The sequence below is a fragment of the Oscillibacter sp. genome, assembly GCF_032060045.1.
Classification (GTDB): Bacteria; Bacillota; Clostridia; order Oscillospirales; family Oscillospiraceae; genus Oscillibacter.
Genome location: NZ_DAMBZJ010000003.1, coordinates 1 through 23,304, shown reverse-complemented (window position 1 = coordinate 23,304; position 23,304 = coordinate 1). Strand labels below are relative to the sequence as shown.

Here is a 23,304-nt window from a genome sequence, read left to right as displayed (position 1 = left end):
TTAGTCCTCCCGTGCAATAAAATCCTCAACCGTGCCCTTGATCTCCTGCTGGTCGTCATCCGAAAGTCCAAGGTATGTCCGGGCGGGAATCTTGATGCGGACAGACTTCTTGCTAATCCATTTCCCGCCGATCTGGAATCGGAGCGCCTTCGCTTTTCTCGCCCTGATGACGCGGCCCGGATCACCGAACTGATGCGTGGCAGCGTACTTGAGATTGGTACCCACCGCGAAGCCGGAAGCATCCGAGTGTACGTGAATGGAATTGCGGAGTGTTGCAGTTTCAACCAGCGTTTTCCCGCCACTCTCCGCCGCCCGCTTGGAGGTCTTCCATAACTTCCCGGCAGGGTCCCGGCTTTGCTTGAACCGCTCCAGAGTCGATTCTCTGACCACCTGCCCGGAAACTGCGTTGACCTTCTTTTTATCAAGCTCTGAGAAGTCCTTCATCTTTTTGAGCAGGCGTCGCGTGTCGCCCTCAAGCCGAATACTGAAATCTGCCACGGACTACATCCCCTTGAGGGAGTCCCGATTGAACAGCCGGTGGTTGGACTTGATTGAAAACCCGCTGGCTGCCGCCGTGGCAGTATCATCGGACGGCATCCCGAGAGAAACCTTGCCCTCGGCAACCATTGTCAGGAACTTGATTGCGGAGTTGTAGCGATTGAGATAGGTCTTTTCTCCGGTGTCCTCGCTGATCCCAATACGCGCCCAGAGGTTATAGACCGCGATATCCTTTGAGCAGTTGTTGATGATTTTGGGAACCGGGGAGATGGGGACGGCGTACCTCTTGGCGAGGTAGCCGTCGATCTCTCCGTCGGCATCGGCGATAGCGCTGTCAATGATAGGGCCGATTTTGGTTTCACGCTCAGCCGGGTCTTCGATAAAGGTGTCACCGATGATGGTATTCAGCGCGTCATCCTTGAGCATTGCCCTAACTGCATCACTATTGCTGTACATGATGGGCCTCCTTTCGGCTGAGTGCTGGTGACTTAATTAGTGCTGCCGTCGCTGCCGTAAGCCATCTGCCAGAACCCATATCCGGCGTTGCCGCGATAATCTACGCCATAGATGAACACCTTCTTCATGAAGACATTTTCATCAGTTTCAGCAGTGAGGGAAACAAACTTCGCAGCTGTGCGCTTCTGATAGATCAGGGGCTTGATCGGCATACTCGTGCAGAGCAGGAACCAGGAGGTGTCATGCCCCGCCAGCCGAGGAGCCACCAGTGGTTTTGCAGTACCCACCATGGTGTTTCGGGTGCCGTTGATAACATCGGCGACCAAAATATCGCGTGCGGCAGCATCCAGCGCCGGAGGCACGACCAGCGTATCAGGCACCAGACCCAGGGGCTCACCTTTGCTGTTGGTCATGGACATGATGGCGGTACGGGCCGCGATGTATGCTTTCATGGTCAGCTTTGCAGTGTCCTTGTTGGAGACCTTCTGCTTGCCTACCTTGTGGTTCGTGGAGAAGAATGCCTCACCGTCGTAGCACTTCTCCGTGAATCCGTTCCCCAGCAAGTCAAAGATCAGCTTGTCGGGGTGCATGGCAGCGGACTGAGCAAGCATCTGAACAGAGGGATTGTAGATACCGAGCTTGTCATCCTCAATGGCGTTGCGGGGCACACCGATCGTTGACTCAAAGTCTTTGTTCTTAATGGAGTAGTCGGACGCGCTCAGGTTCTGAATCTCGCGGTCGCCGATCCACTCCCGCATACCGGGCATATCGCCCAGCCACGCATAGGTTTCGGTATCGGTGGTGGAAGGTACGATCGTGGCGACCTGCTCATAGATGGGCTTCTGTGCCTGAAACATCTTATTAAACAAGGTGTTATAGGCAACGTAGATGCCTCGGAGCGATTGCGGGTTAATAAGCATGATTGTTTGTCCTCCTTAATCGTTATAGGCCGAGTTCCACGGCGACGCCCTCATCGTCGACCCGGATCACACGTCCGGCGACGGAGGCCCCTGTGGAGAGCGCGGTCACGGTCTGATCGTCCTCAATGTAGCAGTCCTTCAGGACATGAGAGGCGTCAACTTTGTTTTCAGCGGTGGCGGTATTGGAGAAGACGAACACACCGCGGCAGACCTTGACGGAAGCTGCACCGTCCCCGCCAGTGTTCTGCACCGTTTCCTCCGCCCGGCCCGCCGCCGTGAGATCCGCAGCGGTCGCGCCGGGAACGGCAAGGCCGTCCGCATTCAGGGCCACAATAGAGCCCTGATAGATGGTGGTATCTCCCTTCACCGGGAGCACAAGGGTTCTTGCACCGTTGGAGATTTCAACGGTGTCCCGTTCAGCAGTTAAAGCAGCCATTCAAATTACTCCTTTCCAAGTCCAAACTTCTGAGCGTCTTCTGCACTGACGCCCAACTGCTTACACGCAAGCAGGGTTGCCTCGTCAAGCGTATCGCTCTTAAGGGCCTTGACATCTCCCATCTCAATCTCACCCAGAGGCACGATCTGGGGAGCCTTCTCCACAAAGGAGCCGAACCCCTCGGGATCGGAGAGCGCGTAGCTTCTGGCCCAATCCTGCTGGGCGGGGGTGATCTTTCCGGCCTTCAGCGCCAGCGTCACCGCGTCATCGGCTGCACGCTCCGCGTTGTGCTGCTTGAGTGCCTTCAGCTCCTCAAGCACATTGGTGCCGCCGATCTTACCGCTTTTGAGCTCCATGATCTTAGCGGCCACATCGTCCGCAGCGGCACCGGCCTTCAGGTCCAGCAGCTCACAAACCGCTTTGTTTGCGACCACATTATCGGCGGCGGGCGGTTCTGCCTTTGCCGCCGCTTCCTTCAGGGCCTTTGCATCATTGAGGGCAGCGGTCAGCGCCTCCATGATCTGATCGGGGGGTGCATCCTCGCCCAGACCCAGGAGCTGGGCGATCTTCTGCATGAGTTCCATATTGTTTTGTCCTCCTTCTTGTTCTTCAAAAGTATCCGAATTGACAATGGCCTTCATATCTTCGATTGCCGGAGTGTTGGTGAGGGCCAGCGAGTGGAGGCCCATTGCCTTCTTGTCCGACTTCCGAACGTTGACTACCGGGGAAATGTAGCGGTACTCCTTATTCTCAAGGTACTGGGCCGCTTTCGGCGTCCACTGAACCTTGGCCACGATATAGCCGTCCTTGATGCTCAGGTCCTGCACCCACCCGGCGGCGGGGGCCTGTACCCCGGCGAGGGTTTGATGCTCATAATCGACCACCAGATCGACGCCGCGCTGGGCGATCATCGCTTTCATCGCCCGCAGGCTTTCGGTGTCAACTTCGAAGTCACCCTTCGAGCTGGTCACATGGCCCAGGGGAATGATCGGAATAATTTCGGGGGCTCCCGTTACCTCCACATTGCTGCCTTTGAGGACGATAAAGTCCTTCATTTGCGTTATACTCCTTTACCATGATTTTCCGCGCCGTCTCTAACGCCGTTAACCGCCGTGCGCACGGCCTTATTCCCGCTTGCTGGTGGAATCGCCCGTCTGCGGCAACGGGCCGCTCACGCGCCGACTGTGGCTCTTGTGGCGTTATTCCGGTTTGTTCCCAGCCTCCCGCTCCCGATATGCCTTTTTCAGCGGTTCAGGGAATCCCTTCAGGTCCGGAGTAAACCGCACCTTCGCGGGGTTCGTATCAAACTGGGGATCAGGGAGGATGTTCACGAACCGGCCATCGGCCAGCTTGACGCCGCTGGGGACTTCCTCCTCGACTTTCAGTCCCCGCTGCTCCACCTGCCGCTTTGAAAGTGATCGGACCGTGCAGCGGCACCGGTAGCCGTTGGGAGGAAACCATGTATCCCAGACCGGAGAGTTTGCCGGGAAGACGCGCCCATCCATAGCTAGATGGCTGCGGCGGGTATGCGAGTCGTTGACCGCGTCATACTGCCAGTAGGGGCGGGCGTCCAGAACTGCCGGGTCCGTCATTTGCTCATAGTGACCGACGTTATAGGCCGTCTGGACATTGGTACGGAAGATGTTGTCTGCCTGAAATGGCGTGACTCCCTTGTACCCGCGCTCCTTCAGGAAGTCGTTCATGTTGGCCCGGAAGTCCTGCAGCGTGTTTCCGTCTTTGATTGCGGCCAGCAGCTCCTCTTGAAACTGCTTGAGAATCTCAGCCTTACTGTAGCCGGAAACCGTAAAGGCGAGATTCCGGTACTGCTCGGCAAGCTTGAAGAACTGCGAGGTCGTGACCGGGATGCGGTCCCCGAAAAACTTGGCGGCTTCCTCGAAGGTCATATCCTTACGGCTGAAGAGAGCGTCAATTTCTTTCTCATCCATCCGGCTTCACCCGCCCCTCCAAATCCGCGTAGAGCATAACCTTTTGGAGCAGCTCCTCCACATTGGAAACGTCCATGCTTGCATAAAGCTGGGCAACGGTCTTGTCATCCTGCATCATATCCCGGAGCTCCTCCAGGCTGTGCGCGTTCTCAACCAATTTGAGAATAGGTGCAAACGCCTGCTCGAAGGCCGCAGCGCCATGCTTGAGGGCGATATCCGCGAGACGGTCAATGTGCTGCTGGGTCCCGTGCTCCGACTCGACGGCTTTCAATGACAGTAGTCGTGCCTCCGGATTTTGCTTGAACGGAAGGCCGCTTGTGCTGCCGTAGGATGCAACCGCGATTTCCTCGCCCGGCTTGGGCTTTGGGATACTGAACTTCTTATAAATGTAGCTGGTCGGAATCTTCAAGCCGGTATGCTCCACCAGATTGCCGAGGATTGTTGCCAGCTGCTCAAGGTCCTCAGATTCTTCACAGGCATACCGGATGTAGGGGATGCGCTTGTCTTCGCCGAAGTTGAAGAGCACCAGCGGGCGGATTAGGTCGCGCCGAATCGTGGATGCAAGAGATTTGCAGTCGGCCACGGTCAGGTCGTGGCGAACCTCATTGTGTGTCTTACTCTGGGCATAGCTCCCGTTATTGCTGGAATCAGAGGTCAATGTCTGGCCGAGGATGGCCTTGCTGATTTGCTCGTCGCAGTAGTGGGCAAGGCTTGCATAGAGGTCGCCTGAATCTTGCTTTTGTGTGGTGATGAAGTCAATGCTGGTCCCCTCCGGAACCATACCCGCAGCATCCGCGCCGATCTGGATCAGGGCCTGCATGAGCGCGGCCTTGTCGGCTTCACTGGCTCCCGGCTGGTATTTTCCCAGCCGGAGCGGCAGACCGAAGACTTCGGCAAAGCTGACCCAGTCCTTGATCGTGTAATTCTTGAAGAGGTACATCCAGGCCACAACGCGAAGAATACCGGCGCGGGAAGGGTGCCCACTGCGGGCTTTGTACTTATGGATCAGGAATTTGTTCTGAGGAAGGAGCGTCCCCTCGGGATGCTCCACCGTGCGGACCTTGAAGGAATCGTCAATGCTGTCCCAGAGAAACCGCTTCTGATGCCGGGAGCGGATATCACTGATTACCACATGCCCCTCGTCGTATCCCCAGATGATTTCAGAAACGGCAATGCCTTTTCCGATTGCGTCCAGCAGATCCGTCTCAATTTCCTCGAAGTTCTCCAAGCTGCTGATCTGCTCCTGAATAAACTCGGCGATCAACTTGTCCTGCTCATCGTCAGAGTCAAAGGGAATGATTTCATAGTCGAGGCCGGTGACGGCATTCTTGCGGGTCTGAAGCTGAGAGAACAGATGCGGGTCCTTTTCCTCCATCTCCTCGAAAAGCTCCATCTGACGCATTACGTCGCCAGCGTCGGCCTCCTTGAAGATGTTGGCCAGCCGTTCCGGGGTAAGGCCGTTGGAAGGGTATTCGCTGTACTTGTCCATTACCTGGGCAACGGCAACCTCGGACGTGTCCGGCCTCCTGCGGGGCGGGGCCTGTGCAGCCTGCATTGGCTTGCGCTTTCTGCTGCTCATACCTTAACCTCCTCCAAGCGCCGCCGGGCAACTTCATAGCGTTCATCGTCAAGCTCCATCCCGATATAGCGTCGCCCCGTCTTTTTGGCAGCGACAAGGGTTGAAGCACTTCCGGCAAACGGATCGCAGAGCAAATCGCCGGGCTTCGTGATGGCGGTGATAATGTCGGTCAGCAGGCCCACAGGCTTCTCTGTTGGGTGAATCATCTGAGACCCGTTCAGCTTGGGGAATGTAATTAGGTCCTTCGGCCTGTGCCCAGGGAAACTGAACTTACCCTTGACTGCAAAGATAATGTTCTCATGAGCAGGGGCAAACTGGGCTTTTGTGTCTCCCATGCCGTGATGCACCTTGTCCCAGATCACCTCATTCTTCACGATGAACCCTGCAAGCTTCATTGCGTCAATGAAAACCTGTTGCACATCCCAGCGTGTAAAACACGCCAGTGTACCGCGTCCGGATTCGCCGGGCTTCAGAACTCTGTAAGCATCGTAGAGCCACCAGATAAAAGGAGCCATGTCGTTCTTAATGGAGTCTCCTTTGGTTGACTTGTAGTTGATACCATAAGGCGGGTCTGTGATAATGGCGTCCACGCTCTCAGATTCCATCTGCCGAAGAACAGTCAGACTGTCGGCGTGAATCAATGTGTTTTCCTGAATGTTAATAAGTAGCGCCTCCTCAATAGGCTCCGCGCTTAAATCGAAGGGCGCGGGCGATTGCGGACTTATACTCGACCTTTGTACCTACCTTGATACCTACCGCCAGCTTGACCGCCATCTCGAGACCATCCGGTCCGTCATCGTTTTTGCCCATGGGATATTCCAGCATCTGCTTGAATAGGGCTTTGTGTTTCTTTGAGAACTTGAGGTATCCATTTTTGACATATGGCTGTAAGCTCTGGATACGGGCGTCCTTGTTCTGAACGGAGTTGATTTTTTCAATCGGCAGGAACTCTCCCGCCTCTGCGGATTTCTGTGCCATAATATCTGCAAAGTAGGATTGAAACTGAACGGATTCAACGCCAAACTTGTAATAGGGCCGCTTGTAATCCCTCTGAAGACGACGGCTGTCCTCGATCGCGTCGATGATAATCTGATCCGGTGTGCGTTTGGCGATGTCGGCAATCAGGACATACATATATCCTGTCTTCATATCCTTGGCCACCGCCACAATAATAGAGGTATCCGACTTCTTGTTCTTGCCGAGGGAAGGATCATTTGCACCCACAAACAGAAAGTTTGGAGCCGAGAAGTCCGGAACCGTCTTTCCGTCATCGTCATAGATGTCAAACCACTCTTCTTGAAAAGCGCAGCTCTCCGGGTCAATCGGATCATTCTGAATTTCGGAGTTAAAGCTTGCCTCGCCTTCAGATATCTTTATCACCATGAGATCGTAGTAGCTGAGCTTCTGTTCCCACAGGACTTCGGTACCCTCCAGCATCTCGGCGGAGCGGGCTTCGAAAAACTCTTTCGCGTCCTCTTGCCGTGCATCATTGGAAAGGTCTGTGTAGATTGACTCCCATGCGTCCCACAGCTCCGTGTTGGCTGCAAAGCTGATCACGCCCTGATACTTGACCGTTTTATAGCTGGGGTTATTGGCCACGTTGGCCAGCAGCGCATCGAAGTGGAGCAGGGTTCCGATGTACACGATATCGGTGTAAGTGTCACCCGCTTTGGAAACAGCTTTGTAAAACCAATTCCGAAGCTTCTTGCGCTGGTCTGAGGTATTGACGTTCTCGTCGTTCTCCAGATCGTCACAGACAATGAGGTCGGGCCTCCACTGCTTATGTCTCCGGCCACGGATTTTCTTGCCGGAGCCGATTGCCTCAATCTTGACGCCGTTGGAGAGCAGGATCACCGATGCCTTCCAGACCCGGCCCTCCAAATCTCCGAAGTCCTCCTTAAGCGCCGCGTTCTCCTCAAGCTCCGTTTTGAGGTCTGTGAGAAAACCCTCGGCCTGCTCGGAGCTGTCGGAGAGGATAATAATGTAATGCTTGTACGCGTAGACGGCGGCGTGAAGATCGTCCTTGAAGGTGAAGGTCGTAGACTTCGCGTGACCACGTGGGGCTTCAATTGCCCGGCGGCATCCGTCCGCCCGGCTGATTGCCGATGCATCTTTGGCGGGGTCCTGCCCCTTCATAACTCCCTCACGCCATATCCGGTCAAGCTCCCCGTGGAAGGGGGGAGACTCCCGAATAAAGTAGTGCGCCAGATAGGCCCGCCCGAAGTATTCAAGGTCAATTGCACCCAGCTGACGGCGCAGACCCTTCGGCCCGGTCAGCGGAGCTCCGCTGTGAAACCTCCGGAGCAGTTCCGCTCTCATCTCAGGAAAGTTGTCGCCGCTGGTAACATACTGCTGGAAGAGATTCGCTTGATACTCCCGGTTGGCAACCGCCTCGCGGTCCTCCGGCTCGTCCAGCTTTTCAAGGTATTCACCAAGATCAATCTTCGCCATCCGGGACCACCTTCTCTCTGGCGCGGGTCAGGACGTCGTGCAGCTCGGACGCCAGCTCCGGGTGCTGCTTAATTGCCGCCATGAGCTCGGACTCCATCTGATCGAAGGCAAGCTCGGCCCGCTTCTTCATATCCTGCCGGACCCGCTTTTCATAGGTGGCATTCCGGGAGAGGGAGGCGATGAGCCGCCCGGCCTTGTCTAACGGCAGAGCGTCGAACTCATCCTCCGCCGTACTGACCCGCTGCATGAGCCCGTCCATCAACACCATGCTGGCGGCTTTGGTGTAGTCGAGGTCCGGGTGGGCCTCCACTGCCTGGGCAATTGCCTGCGTGCGCTGGAGCGTCTCGGCCACGCGCTGCGCTGCCTGCGTGCTGCGGATTGCATAGCGCCCGATGGCGGACTTGCTGATCTTGAACCCTTCATCCTCGAGCCAATCGGACAGGTCCCAGTACGTGTTGGTGGTATCGGTAAGCTTCAGGTCGAGCTGTCCCTTAATATCATCCGGAAGCTTGTCGATGGAGGAGCATACCCGCGTTCGGCGGCGTTCCTGCTTAGACATCGACGCCGGGATCGTCGATCGTCCCTTCCACGAGATCAACGCCTTTCTTGGTCAGCTTGATCACGGAGTCGGTCCGATAGGCTTGGTAGGCGTTGGCGGTCCTGCCGGTGAAGGCAATGTAGCCGCCCTCCTTCAGATACTCCAGATACTTTGAAATATCCGGGGAGTAAATGAGCCCATCGCCAACAAGGGCATTCGCAATCTGCCGAATTAACAGCGTGTTGTGGTTGCCCTTTGCCAGAGCCCGGATGATATAGCCCCGGATCGCTTTGTTCTTGCTGGCTTCCTGCTCCTGCATTTCATCCATAATGCCCATGTGATGCTATTCCTCCTTTTCTTTTACATTGCCGCCCACATTGCTATAGATCAGCCTGTCGAGCTTTTCCTCGACCCGGTTCATAGTGCGAATGTAATCTTCCCGTGTGACGTAGATCAGTGGGAGGTCTGCCTTCAGGTCATTCAGTCTTTCCTCGACCTTTCCGATCCTTTCGGCATTGGCCTTATCAGCGGCGATAAGATCAGTAAGCGTCTTCTTGATAAAAAAGGTGAGCGCACCGACAACCAGTGTACACAGAAGCGACGCTGCTGCACCAATGATCGCGGTAATTTGGATAACAGTCATGCGGCCTCCTTATTGTTCGGAGGGCGTGACCTCTACGCCGATGGAGCTGCTCTCCTCGATTTCCGGTGCCTCGTCAGCCGCAGGCACGCTTTCCGCTGCCGTTTGCACTTCGGGAGCGATGGTTCTCTCATGAACAGCGCAGGCGAGCGTGTCAGCAGCGTCGGCCATGGAAAGGGTACTCTCGGGGAGTGTGATATAACTGGTTTCCTGCTTCACCTTCAGCACGGCGCTTTCGATCAGGTTCTGCAGGTATTCATCGAAGCTGCCGAGGTTTTCGGTGATGGCTTTCTGTGCCTCCGGGGTGACTGCTGCTTTAACTGCCTCGAATGCCTGTTTCCCGAGTGCAACCAAAGCCGCCCGATCTGCCTTTCCACTTTTGACAGCTTCCCGCAGAGCTGCGGCGGTAGTCTGCTCAATCGCACCCACGGTGACGCCCACCAGCTCATTCACGTCCTCAAGGGCATTGGTGAGCAGCGTCCGGGTAGAGTCGTCCTTGATCTGCACGATCTGGGCCTTGGCCTTTGCGGTCGCTTTCGTCAGATAATACATCCCGTAAGTTCCGAGCAGAGTGATGATGCCAAGCGCCAACTGGAGCAGAACTTGGGTCGCTGTGGATTGGATTGCTTCCATAGGTTTCTTCCTCCTCAAAAAAATTAAGACTACAAGCAAAGCTTGTAGTCTTAATTCTATAGGTCTTGTTTTTGCATTGATATACGTAGCACTTCTAAGAGATGTGTTTTTTTGAATCTGAATTTCCAATGTCTCCGAAAAGGTCCATCTGCCCTTCGGGATGGCCTTCGCCGCAGAGTTGCTGCACCCAGCGGACGGTTACATCGTACTTCTTGGCAAGCTCGTGATGGTTGTAACCGTTGAACTCCTCCTTGATGCGGGCGTCTCGGATGGGGCGCACAAGGCTTTCTGCTTTCGGTATGTACACGGTCGTTCCCCCGATAGCCTCAGCCAGTGCGAAGAAGCTTTTTGCCCCAATCGCGTCGGCAATCTTACGGTACAGCCCTTCAGGAATCATCTCGGCAGTCAGTTCCTTTGACAGCTCGTTCACACCCTGCGCCCCCTTTCAGGTTAAACCTTCATTTTGGCGAGGAGTTCCAGTAGCTCACCAATCGTGACGGTCTCGCTGCTCCGAGCTTTCCAAGTATCTGGATTGGAAATAACACCCCATTGCACCAGCGTTTTGATTGCTTCGGCCTGTGCGTCCAGTCCGTTGAGCCCGTTAAGCCCCGCATTTAAAATAATGGCGGGGTAGTCGCGGAAGCTGTAGTCCATGTCGACGCTGCCGGAGATTCCGTCTACCTTCCCACTGCTGCTATACTGCCAGATGCCCGCGTCGCTCCGGCTGCAGGTGCTCTTGTAGGATGCAAACCACAAATCGAAGTGGGACAGGGTGGACATGTCCAGCATATTCGCCGCATAATCAGTGTTTGCGTAGTTGGCGGCGTAGTACCCGGCTTTCTCAATCTCGGAACAGAATGCCTTCACCATCTGCGTTGCCAGCGCCTTTGTAATGGCTACGCCGTTGTTCTTGGCATACCGAACCGTGTCATACTCCAGATCGAAGATGATGGGGTACTCCAGTCGGTAGGGCTTGACCGCCTCCAAACAGTAGAGGGCTTCCCGAGCCGCGTCCCCGACAGTAAGCGCATAGGAAAACCAGTAGACGCCGAAGGGGATACCCAGTCGGTTGCACTCGGCAGCGTTGCGGGCGAATTGCTTGTCGATGTTGTTCTTGCCGTAGCCTGCGCGGGCGATGACGAACTCTATGCCCGAAGCTTTAACCTTTTCAAAGTCTGGAGCGCCCTGCCACGTAGAAATGTCAATGCCCTTAATCTGCGTTCCCATCAAGAAAGCCTCCTTCCTTCAGCGCCGCCCGCTCATTGGCAATTGCTGTGCCGTTCTGCATCTGAACGTCCATGACGTCCTGAAAAGCGATGTCCTCCGCACTGGCGATTTCTTCGGCTGTCCTGCCGTATGCCAGTGCTTTAATGATCTCAAACTTTTGCTCATTGCTCATGATGTGATCCTCCTATAATAGTCGTTCTCGCTCCCTTCCGGCTTACGGCGGAAGGCAAGCCAATTTATTCCGTACTTGTAGGCCCACCGGATAATCCCTATATTTGTGCCAAATTGCTCAAAGCGATAATCATCGCCAGAATGATATGTGGCAGGCTCAATCCGGTCAAAGCGAAGGACTTCGATTTCTCCGGTGCAAAGGTCTTTAACCCAAACCACGTCACCTTTTTGCAACTGCTCCAGCGTAAGCGGCTCGTTGGCGGGCTGGGCGCGGCGCATACCTAGCAGTTCTTCCATGTAACCCAAGACCGCAGTCAGAAACGCTTTGCCCACCTGCATCGTCCCGTTCTCCGGCATGGTCGCAAGTCCAGAGCCAAGGTTGAGTATACGGTCATTGAGTAATCTCAGATCGCTTTTTAATATCAATTCACTCATATGTGTCCTTTCTTGCTAATGGCCATCCATCCGGCCCCAGAAGGCAGCGCCCGCAGCGCTCCAGATAAACATTGGTGGCGCGAATTACCTGATCAAATGCAGCGTCGCAGGTCAGTTCCTCAAGTACCTGATCCGGGGGGATACCCCCAAGCCTCTGCTCAATACGCGCCAGATTGCGAGGTGTGAGTTTCGTGAGCCGCCTCTGCACTTCGCTTGGCAGCTCCTTGTAATATCGAAGCAGATCAGGAGCAAAGCATTTCCAGCCTAGCCGAATGTCGTACTGCATAGACTTGATCCCCAACAGAGCGTTCATGATGTCGACATCGCTGTGAGTCGCAGGTGGATCGTTCACGGCTGAACATCCTCTCCTAATCCCAGAATCCGATCTGTATGCCGCGAGATTTCACGATATTGCTTTTCCAGCCGGTCGTACTTTTTCAAGGCTGCTTCGCGTACCTTCATCCATTCATTCGCCTTACTAAGCACGGCATTTGGAATAGAGCTCAGCGGCTTTCCGCTATACGGCTCAAGAAGGCGGCAATATTCACCGAGTGCACTGTTCGCTCGTTTGAACTCGGCGGAGGAGGCACTGTTGATTTTTTCGCCGCGTAACATGAGAATATCAAACTCGAAATCTTCAGCGGAGCGAAAGCAACGATTCTGAATGATCCAGATCAATTCATCCTTCGTGCACTCTTCAAGCTTCATCCTGCACGGCCTCCTTATCAAGCACGGTGTAGGTGTTGCCTTTACGGGATATACGGACCGCTTCGTTACCGCGATCATCATGTGTGGCACAGTATTCGTCACCAGAGATTAAGAATGCTACCCTCGCTATCGCAGAGAAATCAGCAAAGGATGAAAGATTCCTGATCGTCACGGTTTTCATTCCGTCGCGCCTCCCCCTGCTTCTTGCCTCGCGGCCATGGCCTTGAGCGCCTCCACGATCTTGCAGCACTGCGCCATATTCAGCCATTCAATCCGCTCGACGCCGCACATCCGCTTTGCAAAGGCGTTGATCCGCTGGTTGTCGTTGTTCCAGCCCAACGTCCCGCACAGTGCATAAATCTTGCGCCGGAGCTGCACGGTGCGGGGGTCTCCGCCCTCATCGGTGCGCTTGGTGTTCACATCCCGACTGACGCCGTCTTTCATGTTCTGCAGGATGCGGGCCAGCGTGTTGATCTCGCCCTGGGTGAGCTGCTTCATGCTCCCCTTCCGCGTCTCCCTGTAGACAATTGCATGAAGGTCCTCCTCCGAGAGCTGCAGCTCCGGAGACCTGGCAATTGCCCAGAGGGTGCGGATGGAGGCGGGCTTTCGTCCGCCTCTCGCTGCTGTCGCCATTCCGCGCCTCCTTACTGCAAGCCGGAGGTAGTGCGCTCCAGCTTGTCCAGATACACGTCGTACCCGAAAACATCCTTCTGCTTCCATGTGGCTCCCACTGCATTGACGGTGTCCTCGCCGTACTTTTTCAGGCTCTCCTTGCTGACGTCCTCCTTTACGACGATGCAGTCGGTCATGTTCCGCGCCTTGAGTTTGCGGATGATCTCAGCAACCTTCTCCTTTGCCTTGGGAATGGAGACGGCAGTAGAGAGCCGGTACCCGACATTGCCGAAGTTTAGGTTTCTGGTTTTGGTCTTCCCCAGCTCAGTACGATGATCTTCAACGAACTCCTTCAGATCCCGCTCCAGCTTGGAAATCCGGTCCGCATAGGGCTTGCTCTCCTGCTCAGTGATTTTCTTAATGCCGATGATTTGGCGCTGCATCTCGCTTTCAATGTCCTGCAGAGCGATGCGCTTCTCTGCAATTTCCCGCAAAGTGGCGTCAACGTCCTCCCAGTTCCGGAGCGCCGGTGCTTCTACGATACGTGTTCTTGCCATAGTGAAACTCCTTTCTCGATCTGCTCATAATGGCCGCTGCCCTGAGGGCGGCGGGTGCGTCGATGCACGTGGAGCCGCTTACGCCTGGGTCCGGCCCTGACCCTGTGCGCTGCCTCGGCGGGTGCGCAGAGAAGGTCCTCTTTTGTCACCAGCGCGTAGATGCCCAGAGGCAGTGTGAGCAGGACGGCGGTTGCGTCCCGTTCCTCCGGCGTCTCCCCGGTGGAGGCGAGGGCCATCAGGGCAACGGAGATCAGGATAAGAGCCAGCCCCCAAAGCCGCTGTTTTATCATTTTCATTGTCCGAAGCCTCCTGTTCTAACGCCGTCTTTTTCCACACTCGGGGCAAAACGGCGGGTTGGCCGGTTTAAGATCGTTGCCGATATAGGCCCTCATATAGCCTGCTACATACTCTCCCTCGCAAAACTCGCAACCCGTTTCAACGATCTGCCGACCTGCCTCCACGCACTGGGAGCACTTGATAGCATTGAGCCCATCTAAATGAATTTTGCATTTAAAGAGACAGCAGCGGCTATGCCCGAAGATGCCTTCCGTGTAATCGTAATTGGCGCAGTTGTTACAGTATTTTTCAGGCACGAAAAAATCCTTCAAAACCCGAATTATCATTGCATTGCCCCCTTAAAGCATCATCATGCTGGATGCCTGCACGATGATCTTCTGGGTGATTGTGGTCTCGCCGTTGTCGGACAGAATGCGGCGGATGTTGGAGAGTGTCCGATCCAAAAGGCGGAAGCAGCCGGTCTGCATATTGCAGGCGCGGGCTTTCAGCTCCACCAGCGCGTCCGGTGTAATTTCAAAGCCGTCCAGATACTTCTCCACCTCGGAGGGAGTCAGCCCGTGCAGGACGGCGTAGAAGTCTACGCGGTTGGCCATGCGGGCGAGATACGTCTTGATCTGTGCCTCCAGCTTAGGCTCACCGGCGATTACAAGGCCGACGTCGCTTTGATCGAAGACCGCCCGGAGAATCTCCATTTTCTTTTGTGTAAACTTACTAATGAGCTTGTCTGCCTCATCGATGATGAGCAGATAGCCTTTGTTGGTGCTGAAGAAGTCGCGGATACCGTTTACCCTGCGCCAGATCGTCCCGTATCCGGTGGGCAGACCCAGTGACCGCTCAATCGCCTCTACAAGGTCGCGGCTGCTCATGGTGTCGTCGCATTCAATGTAGGCCACACGAGACAGCTTGGCGTATTCCTTCAAGGTGTGGGTCTTGCCGTAGCCGCTGCGCCCGACCACGATCCCCAGCCCGATGTACTCCTGGCAGCTCTGGCACACGCCCAGGACGGCCTTTGCATCCCGGCTCTCAAAAAATCTGGGCTTTTGACCGGTCTTCCGAACCGTTCCCTGAACCGGAATTTCCACAGTCTCGCCTGTCTGCTCCTGAAGATAGGCGGAAAGCTTGCTCTCAAGGTCCGTGGGATCGGCGTCATACTTCCCGGACAGGTACCGGGATACGGTGGTGCGGCTGTAGTTGACGTCCTTAGCCAGAGAAGCAATGCTCTTTCCCGATGATACAAGGTGCTCATTGACCCGCTGGGAGAGGCTCCGGGCCTCGGTATAGGTGTTAATCCGCGCTGCTGCTGTGACTTCCATAATGTTACCTCCTATTCATTCATGGCCCTCAGACGGGCGAGGGCATCCCCGGCCTTGGAGGCAAGGAACTCATCCCCGGCTCCGGCCTTCTTCTTACTGCTTCCCGCTGCCACCTCCGCGCGGAACTCCTTATCCGTGGGAAGGGAAATAACTTTTTGCCCATGGTTGGCCTTAATGGTGAGATCAATTTTCCCGACTGCATCGGAGGGACGGCCTTCCTCCACCCGGTGCTCGTATGGGGTCCTGCATTCTTCGAGGAACTCTCTTGTCTGGCGGAGCTGCCGCTTCTGATCTCGCATATGTTTTTCCAACGTTGCCTGAGAGCAGTGAGGACCAAAAGCCAACAGCTCGGCGGACACGGCCTCACAGATTTTTTGCCCGTCCTCATCAAACACATAGAGCTTGGTTACATCGTCGATATCCCACTTGATGCCGACTGTCTTACCGATGTAGAATCCAAGTTCGCTGTCGGTGTAAAGAGTGCCGAACTTGTTGATTCCCTGATTGTAGACACGGGCTTTCTCCGCCTTCATCAGCAGCATGGCCGCGTATTCACGGGGCGGCGCTGCTTTCTCATAGCGGGGACCATTGGCAAACATATCGCAGGGTGTGACCCACTTTTCCCCGGCATCCTTCAGGCCCCGGTGTTCGCGGGCGTGATACTTGGTGTTCTTCCATTCCGTCCAGACATCGAAGAACTCTTCCATTGTCAGAAGCTCTCCGCGCTCCAGCATCCCGTTAACATCCTTCTGGCGCTTGGCGTAGGTCTTGGAGCCGGTCAGGGTTCCCACGTAGGAATCAAACCAACGGGAGAATTTCAAACAGACCGTATTGAAGAATCGTTCAATCGGCTTGTCCCAAGGCTGATACGGAAGGGAGCGCCCGACTTCCTGAATGCCGATGCTTTGATAAAATCCGATGGTCTCGGAATCAAACCCGAAGTCAATATTCCGCTGCTTGCGGGTCTGCCCGGTCATGCTCCGCGCGGTGTAGTCCTTGCCGTTGTCGACGTGGAGAATTTTTGGAACGCCGCCCGGTGATGAGTAGATCATTTTGACGAGGCTTTCCTTCAGGGTCTGGGAATTAGCATCAACGCACAGGACGTCGCCAATAATGGCGCGGCTCTTCATGTCAATCCAGGCGACCAGCTTCGGACGGACGGCCTTGATCTTTCCGTTCGGCGCGGTCCACTGCACCCAAAGGTCGAAGGTGTGCTCGTCGCCGATGACATATTCCATAACCTCAAGACTTGTCGCGTCCCGCTTGCCCTTGAGCATCTTCTTGTTCTTCCACTCGCGGGTCCCGTTGGCGGCGAGATACCTGGCGCTATCCGCGACCTTGCGGCTCATGAGGTGCTTGACATAGCGGGCGATGGTCTTCACGGAGGGGTACTCCTCCCAACTTCGGTCACTTGCAATGTCCTCGAATTTTTCATAGAGCATTTCAATGGTCCCGAGGTTTTCGGCAAATCGTTTGTCAAACCAGATATTTTCAATAACGGCTTTCTGCTCATCTGTCAGGCTGGGGAAGGTGGCCTTTTCCTTAGGCTTCCGGCAAAGGGACAGCGGTCGGAAATAGTCCCGGCTTTGCCCGTCCTCACGCTCAAGGCGGAGCGCCCAGGCGTTCGCCTCCATGATGTTGCTGACGTAGCGGTAAAGTGTCGGCGGGCTGATTCCCAGCCGCAGCGCAAACCGCTCCGCGTAGCCGGTGCGGTCCGACCCGGTATAATCTATGTAGTCCTGAACGCTGGCGGCGAGATCCACCGCCTCATAAAACGCCTTCTTATGGCCTTCTATAAAATGGTTCAGGTCAACGCTCACATACCAGGGCGAGGCATCGTGTTCGGTGCGCTGCTCTATGATGACATCCCTCCCGTCTACCTTCTGCGCGGCACGGTGCGCCCTCCTTGCTTTGGGGCTGAGGGAGGAAACGGAGATCATAACCTGATCTTTCCCCCCGCCCTCGCGGGGCTGTAGCCGCGTCTTGAATTGCTTTGGGCTGCGTTTCATACGCTGAATCAGCGTATTGTACTTGACGTCCTCAAACGCAGCCGCATCTTCCAATGTGACAAATACCTCGGGCACCCCAGTCCCTCCCTTCCTTTGTTCATGCCGCGATTGCCTTCTCGACCTTCTGCGGGTCAAGTCTAAGGACCGCGATGATGATGGGGAGATACTTATCTCCAGCGCGGGCACCGTGAAGAATCTGACTTAAATATTGGGGAGAGGTCCCAACCATATCGGCCAGTTCCGACTTTGTCATTTCATGATCAGTTAGCGCCTTGTCGACAATCTTTCCAAGTGGGGAGAGCTTCTTACGGCCTCTCATCGCGCTCCTCCTTTCCGTAAAGTAGCTATTAGATTTACTTCCATTTCCTTCCTCGATATAATGAAATGGGATTTCCCAGTGGAGGGAGGTGAGTTTTGTGTCTGATTGGATCAAAACCGGGAACGACTATGCCGATTCGATGTTTATGGACCGGTACATGAACGACCCGATAATAATTGCGCTGGTTGATTATCTGGAGTTCAAGGGGATACTCAATCAGGTTGAGTTTGCGCAGTTCGTGAATGAGCATTGTCGAGCTGACGTCGTAACTCGTGAGAAGCTTCAGAGTGAGTCGTAATGAGCATCTTTCGCAGTTGCTTCTTTTGCGTAAGAAACTCCTCTAAGTTCGGATGAAGCTTGTCTCCTCTGGGAGCCGTCTGCTTGCTGGGCGGCTCCCCGCCTTTTGGCGACTCTCCGGTTTCCAGCCATGCAAGCCAGCATTCCCGGCAAGAAAAGTGATCACAATTAGCCGGAATAATGGGTGGGCAATGTGCAGAGATAATATCTGCAATCTCTTCAGCAGTGGTGGAGAACCCTCGTAGCAGTTCAAGCCCTGTCGTTATTTCCCCTCACATTCTCCTTCAATGCGCAGGAGGTGCAGGCCGCGCGGAGGTCCGGCTCCGCTGCCAGCGCCTGCCGGGCAAGGTCGCTCTCCCAGCATTCGGCCCCGCACACCGGGCAGGTGGTGAGCTTCCAGTCCGCGTTCTTGGGATGGGGAATATTGCTCCGCATCGGCAGCGTCAGGGTACCGCCGTCCCCCGACTTGTGCGGTGTGAGCGTTACGGATGGTCCGTGCTTCTGCGCCCGGAGCTGCTCTCGGTAGGAGGTGACGGCATAATTTTCCCAGTACATCTGGTTCATCTCGCGTTGGAATGCGCGAAGCTGCCGCTTTAAGGTCTCTTGCGCACACCCGGAGTTGAAATCCAGCGCATCATCCAGCTCCAAGGACATCTTGAAAATATTGCGGTAGAGGATGCAGTCGTTCTCCGGGCAATCCTTCTCCAGCGCCCGCCCCAGCTCATACAGCCGCCATGTGGGCGCGTCGGACAATTGGTGGAGAAAATCAAATGGGTGAGCAGCATCCGTTGCGACTGTAGGCGCTGTTGCTGCTTCGAATGTATTCGGCAGGACATATGCCTCGTCCGCGTCAATCAGCCCCATGCGGACCAGCGCCATCTTGTATCCGTAGAGCTCATGCGCTGCCGTGCGGGCGTCCATGTCGGGGTAGTGCCGGTTGTTTACCTGCTGGGTCAACTCCTCTGTCCAGCCTGTGATCATGAGCTGGGGGTCGACCTGGTTCATCTCGGTATCATGATCGGTCTCGCGGATCACGGTGCAGGTGGCCGGAAGGCCGGTGTAGTCCTCCTCGGCGTTCAGGCCCCGGGCCTGCTCGACGGCGACTTCCAGGGAGTCGGCATCGTCGTACTCCATCACATCCCGGTCCATGTCCAGATCACCGGTATACTCCTCGGCGGCAATCACGCCGAAGCTGCCGAGGGTTTCGTACTCGCGCTTTTCCCGGTCGTTGAACCGGACCACCAGATACCCGTTGATTTTCTTCATCTTTCTCATGCTGCTGTACTTCCTTTCTTTTTTCAGGCGATCGGAGCCGGAACGACTCTGATCTGATCGTTGGTCTTATGTAGAATTACAAGTTCACCGTTTCTCTTCTGCTTGACCACCAGCCAGTTCTCCGGAGACAGCCCTGCTTGTCCAAGTCTGATCTTCTGTTTGCGCGTAGGTTTTTTTCCATGTCTCACAAAAAATCTCCTCCCTGTTATTTCCTTTTAGAGCTGTGTGTGCTATGCTGTGTTTGATTTAGTTTTTAATCCTTATTTATTATATTGCGTATTTACGAGAATGTCAATACAAATACGAGAAATCCACGTAATTTCGAGAGGGGAGATTTTTTTGTTCTGCGATTTACTAAAGGACCTACGTCTAAGAAAGGGTGTCACTCAGACAGATTTGGCTAAGGCAATAGGTGTTTCAAATGGCAATGTTGGTGACTGGGAACGAGGACGGAGTAAGCCAGGCTACGATGCGCTTATTTCGCTTTCACGTTTTTTCGAGATTAGCCCAGCTCGTCTTTTAGAATTGCCAATTCAAGAACCTAACTACATTTGTGACGGGATTCCACTGGCTGAGGCCGAATCTGATCTGGTTGCTATGTTCCGACTATTAGAATCAGGAGACAGGAAGACCATCTTTGATTTGACAAAGTTAAAATATGAGCAAACGTGCGGGGGAAAGGCGTCTATTTACTCAACATATTCCGACACGAACGAGCAACAAAAAAGCGCCCCCGGTAGTGACGATGAAGTCGCCAGCGGAAACGCTTGATTTTTTGTGCTTAAATGATTAAATAATAAATCAAAATTCTGTCACATTGAAAATGCAGCATCATGAATTTTGAACAGCTCTCAAACCCGCATGAATAGGGCAATGTGACATTGTGACGCGCTTTTTTGAAATTGTCACATTGCAGAGTGATTGATTCGCGTATAAAAGTATCGGCGGTCGCGCACGGTTCGCACGGCTCAGTAACGCCTTTCGTGCGGAATTGTCCGCTGATTTCAGTATATAAGCGGATTTTTTAGCACGCTCTAACGCTGCGTTTGCACGCTTTGCCGTCTTGCCAAATGACGGCTGATTTGCTATACTTCAAATATGGGCCGCAAAGCCCGTCCTCTTATGTCAGCTGCTGTGACTTCCGGGACGGTGCCGAGCGGCCCTTTTATTTTGCGTGTTGCCGCAAACCCTTTGTACTTCAATGGTTTTCGGCGGTTGCGCGGTGTTGTCGGTGGCGGCGTTTGTTCGGCGGTTATCCCGGTTTTGACCAGGCTGCTATGTGCATAAAAAGAGAGCGTCGATTTCTCGACGCCCTGATCTCAAAATAAATGAAAAAGAAAAATGTTTTTCCCGTTTTAAAATCGCTGTATCCCGCATGAATAGGGGGTTTTCTCGCGTTGTCCCCGCCGTTCCCGCCTTATCCCGCGTTTCTCAAATACGTTGTCCCCGTACACAAATTTTCAGACGGAGGCTCCGTGATGACATCACAGACTGCGCTCTCTGTCGTCGCACACTTCAGAATTCCATCCCCGCGCTTGTGGGTAGTCGTGCCCAATCATCTAGCAATGTTATCTATTCAAAATGTACTTGTTGAAGTTAGTAAGAGCTTCTTTAGGTTGAGTAACTTATTCTGAGACAGAATGAAATTTGTTAAGAGGGAAATATAAATGGAGTTATACATTGTAGATGCATTTACCGAACATATTTATGAGGGAAATCAGGCTGGTGTTGTCTTGTTAGACAGAACTGCAGAATTCCCCAATGCTTTCCTAATGCAACAAATTGCCGCAGAACTGAAGCATTCTGAAACGGCGTTTGTAAAAAAGATCAATTCGCATCTCTTTAGTGTCCGGTATTTTACCCCCGAAGGAGAAGTGGATTTGTGTGGACATGCCACAATCTCTGCGTTTACGGTTCTGCGAGAAGAAAAAGCATTGCCAATTGGAAAGTATACAGCTGAAACAGCAGCAGGGAAAATTCCGATGATAGTAGAGCCGGACTATATCTGGATGGGAATGGCACCGGGCAAATTGATTAAAGAATTATCGGATGAGGAAGCCTCCGCTCTATACCAGGCTTATGAGCTTTGCATAGATGATAAGCCCGCAACATTTCAGCCATGCATTGTCAGTACAGGCTTACCAGATATTCTTCTGCCGGTCGACAGCATAGATAAGCTCAAACACGTTGTTCAAAGCAAAGAAGAGATCATCCGGCTCTCTCAAAGACATCAAGTAGTTGGTGTTCATATGTATTATCCTGAATTGTCCACCCAAGTTACGGCGCAATGTCGAAATTTTGCTCCGCTTTATGGAATTGACGAAGAGGCAGCAACCGGTACATCGAATGGTGCGTTGACCTATTATCTCCACAGCCAAGGTCGGATTTCAAAACAGGATGAGAATATTTTTATTCAGGGAGAAAGTATGGGGAAACCGTCAATTATAATAAGCCGAATTGGTTTAGATGAAGAAATTTATGTTGGAGGCAATGCGGTGATTTCGATACGCGGCTGGCTTAAAGATTAAATAGTGAGGGTATTTAAAAAGCAGAAGGGGCCGCTAGTAACCGTCTGCATTTTGGCCCTTGGCTACATACTTATTTCGGCGCTTATCATATTTAATGTGGAACCTGACAGCTTTAATTCGCTTTTTGAGGCGGTTTATTGGGCCACGGTATCACTTACAACTATGGTCTATGGTGATAACAACCCTGTGACAACAGCCGGCAGAATTATAACTATGATCTCCGCTATATTTGGTATCGCAATTAGCAAACAGTTAGAATACTCTAAGACTATCAGGAACCAACCTTCGTATCTCTGAATTTCCCATTATGAATAGAGAATTATCCGAGCATGGGCGCAAAAAAGAACGACACAGCAAAAACTGCGTCGCCCATGTTTGGATAATTCCATAGCACGAAGCCGCGGTCGGGCTTGCATCGACTATGGGCAAAGCATTCGCTTTTGCTCGTCAAAATACTTTAGTCCAGATACTTGAAACGCCCATTCCGGCACAGAAATCATTTCAATTTTCCCCTTTCTATGCTAAAATGGGTGCAGCAAAGCCAGCCTGCCCTTGGAGCAGACTTAAAAGGCTTTGTAATTTAGCAGGCTGTCGGCGGTGCGAGTCCGGTTCGAAGCAGACCGCAAAAGCCACAGTTTGGGCATTGAGAAGGCTTTCTGCCGAGGATCTTTTGGATGAGGGCCTCAGTGGAAAGCTTTTCTCTTCTTTTCAGTGATGTGCCCGTCTGTACCTTGCAGATGTGCAGCTTCTTCTGCTTGCCGCGACTGGATAGAATGCCATAGTGCCGTATTTTTGTGAAGCCGGACGGCAGGACGTGCATCAGGAAGCGCCGAATAAACTCTTCAGTTCTCAACGTCATCTCTTTCCAGCGGCTGCCGTCCCGGTAGTCCCGCCATTTGAACGTAACGTTGCCGCTCTCAAGCTTGAGGATTCGGTTATTGGAGATGGCCACCCTGTGGGTGTAACGCCCAAGATACTCCACCACGCAAGCCGGATCTTTAAAAGGCGGTTTGCAGTAAACCACCCATTCTTTATGATAACACTCATTCAGCACAGACAGTTCTATGTTGGGAAACTGCTGCTTAAGCAGCGCCAAAAACTTGCCTCGAAATTTTCTGGACAACACCTTCACCGGCAGGAAGAATTTTTTTCGGGACGGAAGCCATTTGCCCAGCTTGGTGAGGCCACCGCCCGGAACAATGCAGTGAATGTGTGGGTGGAAGCAGAGGTTTTGTCCCCATGTGTGGAGCACAGCGGTGTGTCCAGTGGCGGCGCCAAGATATTTTTTGTCCGCGGATAACTCCTGTATCGTCTCAGCTACACAGCGAAAAAGCAGATTATAGCAATCCTGCTGGTTTCGATAAATCCATAAATTCAATTCCTGCGGCACCGTGAAAACCACATGAAAGTAGCCGACATTGAGCAGGTTTCCCTTTTGCGCGTCAATCCAGCGTTCTTT

33 protein-coding genes are annotated in these 23,304 nt (G+C 53.7%); 4 read left to right on the top strand and 29 right to left on the bottom strand.

The annotated features are described in order from the left end of the window. From RT018_RS02035 to RT018_RS01910, 26 genes are all read right to left on the bottom strand, one after another. Positions 1-498 (bottom strand): phage virion morphogenesis protein, encoded by a 498-nt coding sequence (locus RT018_RS02035; protein WP_312938878.1) that lies wholly within the window; start codon positions 496-498, stop codon positions 1-3. A 3-nt stretch (positions 499-501) separates the two neighbouring features. Further along, on the bottom strand, positions 502-954 hold the full coding sequence (locus tag RT018_RS02030; protein WP_312938877.1) for a DUF1320 domain-containing protein: 453 nt from the start codon (positions 952-954) through the stop codon (positions 502-504). A gap of 32 nt (positions 955-986) precedes the next feature. Next, entirely contained in the window at positions 987-1,874 is an 888-nt protein-coding gene (locus RT018_RS02025) for a Mu-like prophage major head subunit gpT family protein (protein WP_312938876.1), read from the bottom strand. A 22-nt stretch (positions 1,875-1,896) separates the two neighbouring features. Next, entirely contained in the window at positions 1,897-2,310 is a 414-nt protein-coding gene (locus tag RT018_RS02020) for a hypothetical protein (RefSeq protein WP_312938875.1), read from the bottom strand. A 5-nt stretch (positions 2,311-2,315) separates the two neighbouring features. Next, positions 2,316-3,365: a phage protease gene (locus tag RT018_RS02015; protein WP_312938874.1), complete on the bottom strand. Its 1,050-nt coding sequence runs from the start codon at positions 3,363-3,365 to the stop codon at positions 2,316-2,318. 144 nt (positions 3,366-3,509) lie between these two features. Next, complete coding sequence (locus tag RT018_RS02010) at positions 3,510-4,256, bottom strand: phage minor head protein (RefSeq protein ID WP_312938873.1); 747 nt, start codon at positions 4,254-4,256, stop codon at positions 3,510-3,512. Further along, on the bottom strand, positions 4,249-5,835 hold the full coding sequence (locus RT018_RS02005) for a DUF935 domain-containing protein (RefSeq protein ID WP_312938872.1): 1,587 nt from the start codon (positions 5,833-5,835) through the stop codon (positions 4,249-4,251). Before RT018_RS02005 ends, RT018_RS02010 begins: the two co-directional genes overlap by 8 nt. Beyond that, a complete protein-coding gene (locus tag RT018_RS02000) occupies positions 5,832-6,476 on the bottom strand; it encodes a DNA methyltransferase (protein WP_312938871.1) in 645 nt (214 codons plus the stop codon). Before RT018_RS02000 ends, RT018_RS02005 begins: the two co-directional genes overlap by 4 nt. 34 nt (positions 6,477-6,510) lie before the next feature. Further along, positions 6,511-8,286: a phage terminase large subunit gene (gene terL / locus RT018_RS01995; RefSeq protein ID WP_312938870.1), complete on the bottom strand. Its 1,776-nt coding sequence runs from the start codon at positions 8,284-8,286 to the stop codon at positions 6,511-6,513. Beyond that, positions 8,273-8,845, bottom strand: coding sequence for a phage protein Gp27 family protein (locus RT018_RS01990; protein ID WP_312938869.1), 573 nt, complete (start codon positions 8,843-8,845; stop codon positions 8,273-8,275). The genes terL and RT018_RS01990 overlap by 14 nt, the downstream gene beginning before the upstream one ends. Then, complete coding sequence (locus RT018_RS01985; protein WP_397359527.1) at positions 8,838-9,161, bottom strand: hypothetical protein; 324 nt, start codon at positions 9,159-9,161, stop codon at positions 8,838-8,840. Before RT018_RS01985 ends, RT018_RS01990 begins: the two co-directional genes overlap by 8 nt. Positions 9,162-9,167: 6 nt before the next feature. After that, positions 9,168-9,467, bottom strand: coding sequence for a hypothetical protein (locus tag RT018_RS01980; protein WP_312938868.1), 300 nt, complete (start codon positions 9,465-9,467; stop codon positions 9,168-9,170). 9 nt (positions 9,468-9,476) lie between these two features. Next, positions 9,477-10,097 carry a hypothetical protein gene (locus RT018_RS01975; protein WP_312938867.1) on the bottom strand — a complete coding sequence of 207 codons (621 nt, stop codon included), beginning with the start codon at positions 10,095-10,097 and terminating at the stop codon, positions 9,477-9,479. Between the two features lie 94 nt (positions 10,098-10,191). Next, positions 10,192-10,527, bottom strand: a complete 336-nt coding sequence (locus RT018_RS01970) for a Mor transcription activator family protein (protein ID WP_312938866.1) — start codon at positions 10,525-10,527, stop codon at positions 10,192-10,194. 20 nt (positions 10,528-10,547) lie between these two features. Beyond that, entirely contained in the window at positions 10,548-11,324 is a 777-nt protein-coding gene (locus RT018_RS01965) for a glycoside hydrolase family 25 protein (protein ID WP_312938865.1), read from the bottom strand. After that, complete coding sequence (locus RT018_RS01960; RefSeq protein WP_312938864.1) at positions 11,308-11,496, bottom strand: hypothetical protein; 189 nt, start codon at positions 11,494-11,496, stop codon at positions 11,308-11,310. Before RT018_RS01960 ends, RT018_RS01965 begins: the two co-directional genes overlap by 17 nt. Then, entirely contained in the window at positions 11,493-11,930 is a 438-nt protein-coding gene (locus RT018_RS01955) for a hypothetical protein (RefSeq protein WP_312938863.1), read from the bottom strand. Before RT018_RS01955 ends, RT018_RS01960 begins: the two co-directional genes overlap by 4 nt. Then, positions 11,923-12,282, bottom strand: a complete 360-nt coding sequence (locus RT018_RS01950; protein ID WP_312938862.1) for a translation initiation factor IF-2 — start codon at positions 12,280-12,282, stop codon at positions 11,923-11,925. Before RT018_RS01950 ends, RT018_RS01955 begins: the two co-directional genes overlap by 8 nt. Beyond that, positions 12,279-12,638, bottom strand: a complete 360-nt coding sequence (locus tag RT018_RS01945; RefSeq protein WP_312938861.1) for a hypothetical protein — start codon at positions 12,636-12,638, stop codon at positions 12,279-12,281. Before RT018_RS01945 ends, RT018_RS01950 begins: the two co-directional genes overlap by 4 nt. Further along, positions 12,628-12,819, bottom strand: coding sequence for a hypothetical protein (locus tag RT018_RS01940; RefSeq protein ID WP_312938860.1), 192 nt, complete (start codon positions 12,817-12,819; stop codon positions 12,628-12,630). Before RT018_RS01940 ends, RT018_RS01945 begins: the two co-directional genes overlap by 11 nt. Continuing rightward, complete coding sequence (locus RT018_RS01935; protein WP_312938859.1) at positions 12,816-13,271, bottom strand: regulatory protein GemA; 456 nt, start codon at positions 13,269-13,271, stop codon at positions 12,816-12,818. Before RT018_RS01935 ends, RT018_RS01940 begins: the two co-directional genes overlap by 4 nt. An 11-nt stretch (positions 13,272-13,282) precedes the next feature. After that, positions 13,283-13,807, bottom strand: a complete 525-nt coding sequence (locus RT018_RS01930; protein WP_312938858.1) for a host-nuclease inhibitor Gam family protein — start codon at positions 13,805-13,807, stop codon at positions 13,283-13,285. Then, positions 13,786-14,103: a hypothetical protein gene (locus tag RT018_RS01925; RefSeq protein ID WP_312938857.1), complete on the bottom strand. Its 318-nt coding sequence runs from the start codon at positions 14,101-14,103 to the stop codon at positions 13,786-13,788. The genes RT018_RS01930 and RT018_RS01925 overlap by 22 nt, the downstream gene beginning before the upstream one ends. Before the next feature lie 339 nt (positions 14,104-14,442). Further along, the gene (locus RT018_RS01920; RefSeq protein ID WP_312938856.1) at positions 14,443-15,417 is read right to left on the bottom strand and encodes an AAA family ATPase; all 975 of its coding nucleotides are present in this window, start codon (positions 15,415-15,417) and stop codon (positions 14,443-14,445) included. Between the two features lie 11 nt (positions 15,418-15,428). Then, a complete protein-coding gene (locus tag RT018_RS01915; protein ID WP_312938855.1) occupies positions 15,429-17,501 on the bottom strand; it encodes a transposase in 2,073 nt (690 codons plus the stop codon). Positions 17,502-17,523: 22 nt separating this feature from the next. After that, entirely contained in the window at positions 17,524-17,745 is a 222-nt protein-coding gene (locus tag RT018_RS01910) for a helix-turn-helix transcriptional regulator (protein ID WP_312938854.1), read from the bottom strand. Between the two features lie 97 nt (positions 17,746-17,842). On the opposite strand from RT018_RS01910, the gene RT018_RS01905 reads away from it, so the two are divergent. Further along, positions 17,843-18,043: a hypothetical protein gene (locus tag RT018_RS01905; protein WP_312938853.1), complete on the top strand. Its 201-nt coding sequence runs from the start codon at positions 17,843-17,845 to the stop codon at positions 18,041-18,043. Between the two features lie 248 nt (positions 18,044-18,291). Here the strand turns inward: RT018_RS01905 and RT018_RS01900 are convergent, their stop codons facing one another. Together RT018_RS01900 and RT018_RS15780 are read right to left on the bottom strand one after the other, a co-directional pair. Beyond that, a complete protein-coding gene (locus RT018_RS01900; protein ID WP_312938852.1) occupies positions 18,292-19,317 on the bottom strand; it encodes a hypothetical protein in 1,026 nt (341 codons plus the stop codon). A gap of 23 nt (positions 19,318-19,340) precedes the next feature. After that, positions 19,341-19,505 (bottom strand): DUF6906 family protein, encoded by a 165-nt coding sequence (locus RT018_RS15780; protein ID WP_397359520.1) that lies wholly within the window; start codon positions 19,503-19,505, stop codon positions 19,341-19,343. A 151-nt stretch (positions 19,506-19,656) separates the two neighbouring features. Between RT018_RS15780 and RT018_RS01895 the strand changes: the two genes are divergently transcribed. The 3 genes from RT018_RS01895 to RT018_RS01885 all read left to right on the top strand — a co-directional run bounded on the left by RT018_RS01895 (position 19,657) and on the right by RT018_RS01885 (position 22,142). Continuing rightward, the gene (locus RT018_RS01895) at positions 19,657-20,088 is read left to right on the top strand and encodes a helix-turn-helix transcriptional regulator (protein ID WP_312938851.1); all 432 of its coding nucleotides are present in this window, start codon (positions 19,657-19,659) and stop codon (positions 20,086-20,088) included. 896 nt (positions 20,089-20,984) lie between these two features. After that, the gene (locus RT018_RS01890; RefSeq protein ID WP_312938850.1) at positions 20,985-21,845 is read left to right on the top strand and encodes a PhzF family phenazine biosynthesis protein; all 861 of its coding nucleotides are present in this window, start codon (positions 20,985-20,987) and stop codon (positions 21,843-21,845) included. A gap of 3 nt (positions 21,846-21,848) precedes the next feature. Then, on the top strand, positions 21,849-22,142 hold the full coding sequence (locus tag RT018_RS01885; RefSeq protein WP_312938849.1) for a potassium channel family protein: 294 nt from the start codon (positions 21,849-21,851) through the stop codon (positions 22,140-22,142). A gap of 283 nt (positions 22,143-22,425) precedes the next feature. Here RT018_RS01885 and RT018_RS01880 read toward each other — a convergent pair. Next, the coding region (locus RT018_RS01880) for a transposase (protein ID WP_312938848.1) at positions 22,426-23,304 on the bottom strand (879 nt) is incomplete at its 5' end.

Excerpts from the sequence above, each read along its gene's own strand:
- RT018_RS02005 (WP_312938872.1), bottom strand. The coding sequence starts at position 5,835 with ATGAGCAGCAGAAAGCGCAAGCCAATGCAGGCTGCACAGGCCCCGCCC.
- RT018_RS01920 (WP_312938856.1), bottom strand. The coding sequence starts at position 15,417 with ATGGAAGTCACAGCAGCAGCGCGGATTAACACCTATACCGAGGCCCGG.
- RT018_RS02015 (WP_312938874.1), bottom strand. The coding sequence starts at position 3,365 with ATGAAGGACTTTATCGTCCTCAAAGGCAGCAATGTGGAGGTAACGGGA.
- RT018_RS02020 (WP_312938875.1), bottom strand. The coding sequence starts at position 2,310 with ATGGCTGCTTTAACTGCTGAACGGGACACCGTTGAAATCTCCAACGGT.
- RT018_RS01935 (WP_312938859.1), bottom strand. The coding sequence starts at position 13,271 with ATGGCGACAGCAGCGAGAGGCGGACGAAAGCCCGCCTCCATCCGCACC.
- RT018_RS02030 (WP_312938877.1), bottom strand. The coding sequence starts at position 954 with ATGTACAGCAATAGTGATGCAGTTAGGGCAATGCTCAAGGATGACGCG.
- RT018_RS01980 (WP_312938868.1), bottom strand. The coding sequence starts at position 9,467 with ATGACTGTTATCCAAATTACCGCGATCATTGGTGCAGCAGCGTCGCTT.
- RT018_RS01940 (WP_312938860.1), bottom strand. The coding sequence starts at position 12,819 with ATGAAAACCGTGACGATCAGGAATCTTTCATCCTTTGCTGATTTCTCT.
- RT018_RS01965 (WP_312938865.1), bottom strand. The coding sequence starts at position 11,324 with ATGGGAACGCAGATTAAGGGCATTGACATTTCTACGTGGCAGGGCGCT.
- terL (WP_312938870.1), bottom strand. The coding sequence starts at position 8,286 with ATGGCGAAGATTGATCTTGGTGAATACCTTGAAAAGCTGGACGAGCCG.
- RT018_RS01925 (WP_312938857.1), bottom strand. The coding sequence starts at position 14,103 with ATGAAAATGATAAAACAGCGGCTTTGGGGGCTGGCTCTTATCCTGATC.
- RT018_RS01955 (WP_312938863.1), bottom strand. The coding sequence starts at position 11,930 with ATGAGTGAATTGATATTAAAAAGCGATCTGAGATTACTCAATGACCGT.
- RT018_RS01945 (WP_312938861.1), bottom strand. The coding sequence starts at position 12,638 with ATGAAGCTTGAAGAGTGCACGAAGGATGAATTGATCTGGATCATTCAG.
- RT018_RS01975 (WP_312938867.1), bottom strand. The coding sequence starts at position 10,097 with ATGGAAGCAATCCAATCCACAGCGACCCAAGTTCTGCTCCAGTTGGCG.
- RT018_RS01990 (WP_312938869.1), bottom strand. The coding sequence starts at position 8,845 with ATGTCTAAGCAGGAACGCCGCCGAACGCGGGTATGCTCCTCCATCGAC.
- RT018_RS02010 (WP_312938873.1), bottom strand. The coding sequence starts at position 4,256 with ATGGATGAGAAAGAAATTGACGCTCTCTTCAGCCGTAAGGATATGACC.
- RT018_RS01985 (WP_397359527.1), bottom strand. The coding sequence starts at position 9,161 with ATGGGCATTATGGATGAAATGCAGGAGCAGGAAGCCAGCAAGAACAAA.
- RT018_RS01930 (WP_312938858.1), bottom strand. The coding sequence starts at position 13,807 with ATGGCAAGAACACGTATCGTAGAAGCACCGGCGCTCCGGAACTGGGAG.
- RT018_RS01900 (WP_312938852.1), bottom strand. The coding sequence starts at position 19,317 with ATGAGAAAGATGAAGAAAATCAACGGGTATCTGGTGGTCCGGTTCAAC.
- RT018_RS01960 (WP_312938864.1), bottom strand. The coding sequence starts at position 11,496 with ATGAGCAATGAGCAAAAGTTTGAGATCATTAAAGCACTGGCATACGGC.
- RT018_RS01910 (WP_312938854.1), bottom strand. The coding sequence starts at position 17,745 with ATGAGAGGCCGTAAGAAGCTCTCCCCACTTGGAAAGATTGTCGACAAG.
- RT018_RS01890 (WP_312938850.1), top strand. The coding sequence starts at position 20,985 with ATGGAGTTATACATTGTAGATGCATTTACCGAACATATTTATGAGGGA.
- RT018_RS02025 (WP_312938876.1), bottom strand. The coding sequence starts at position 1,874 with ATGCTTATTAACCCGCAATCGCTCCGAGGCATCTACGTTGCCTATAAC.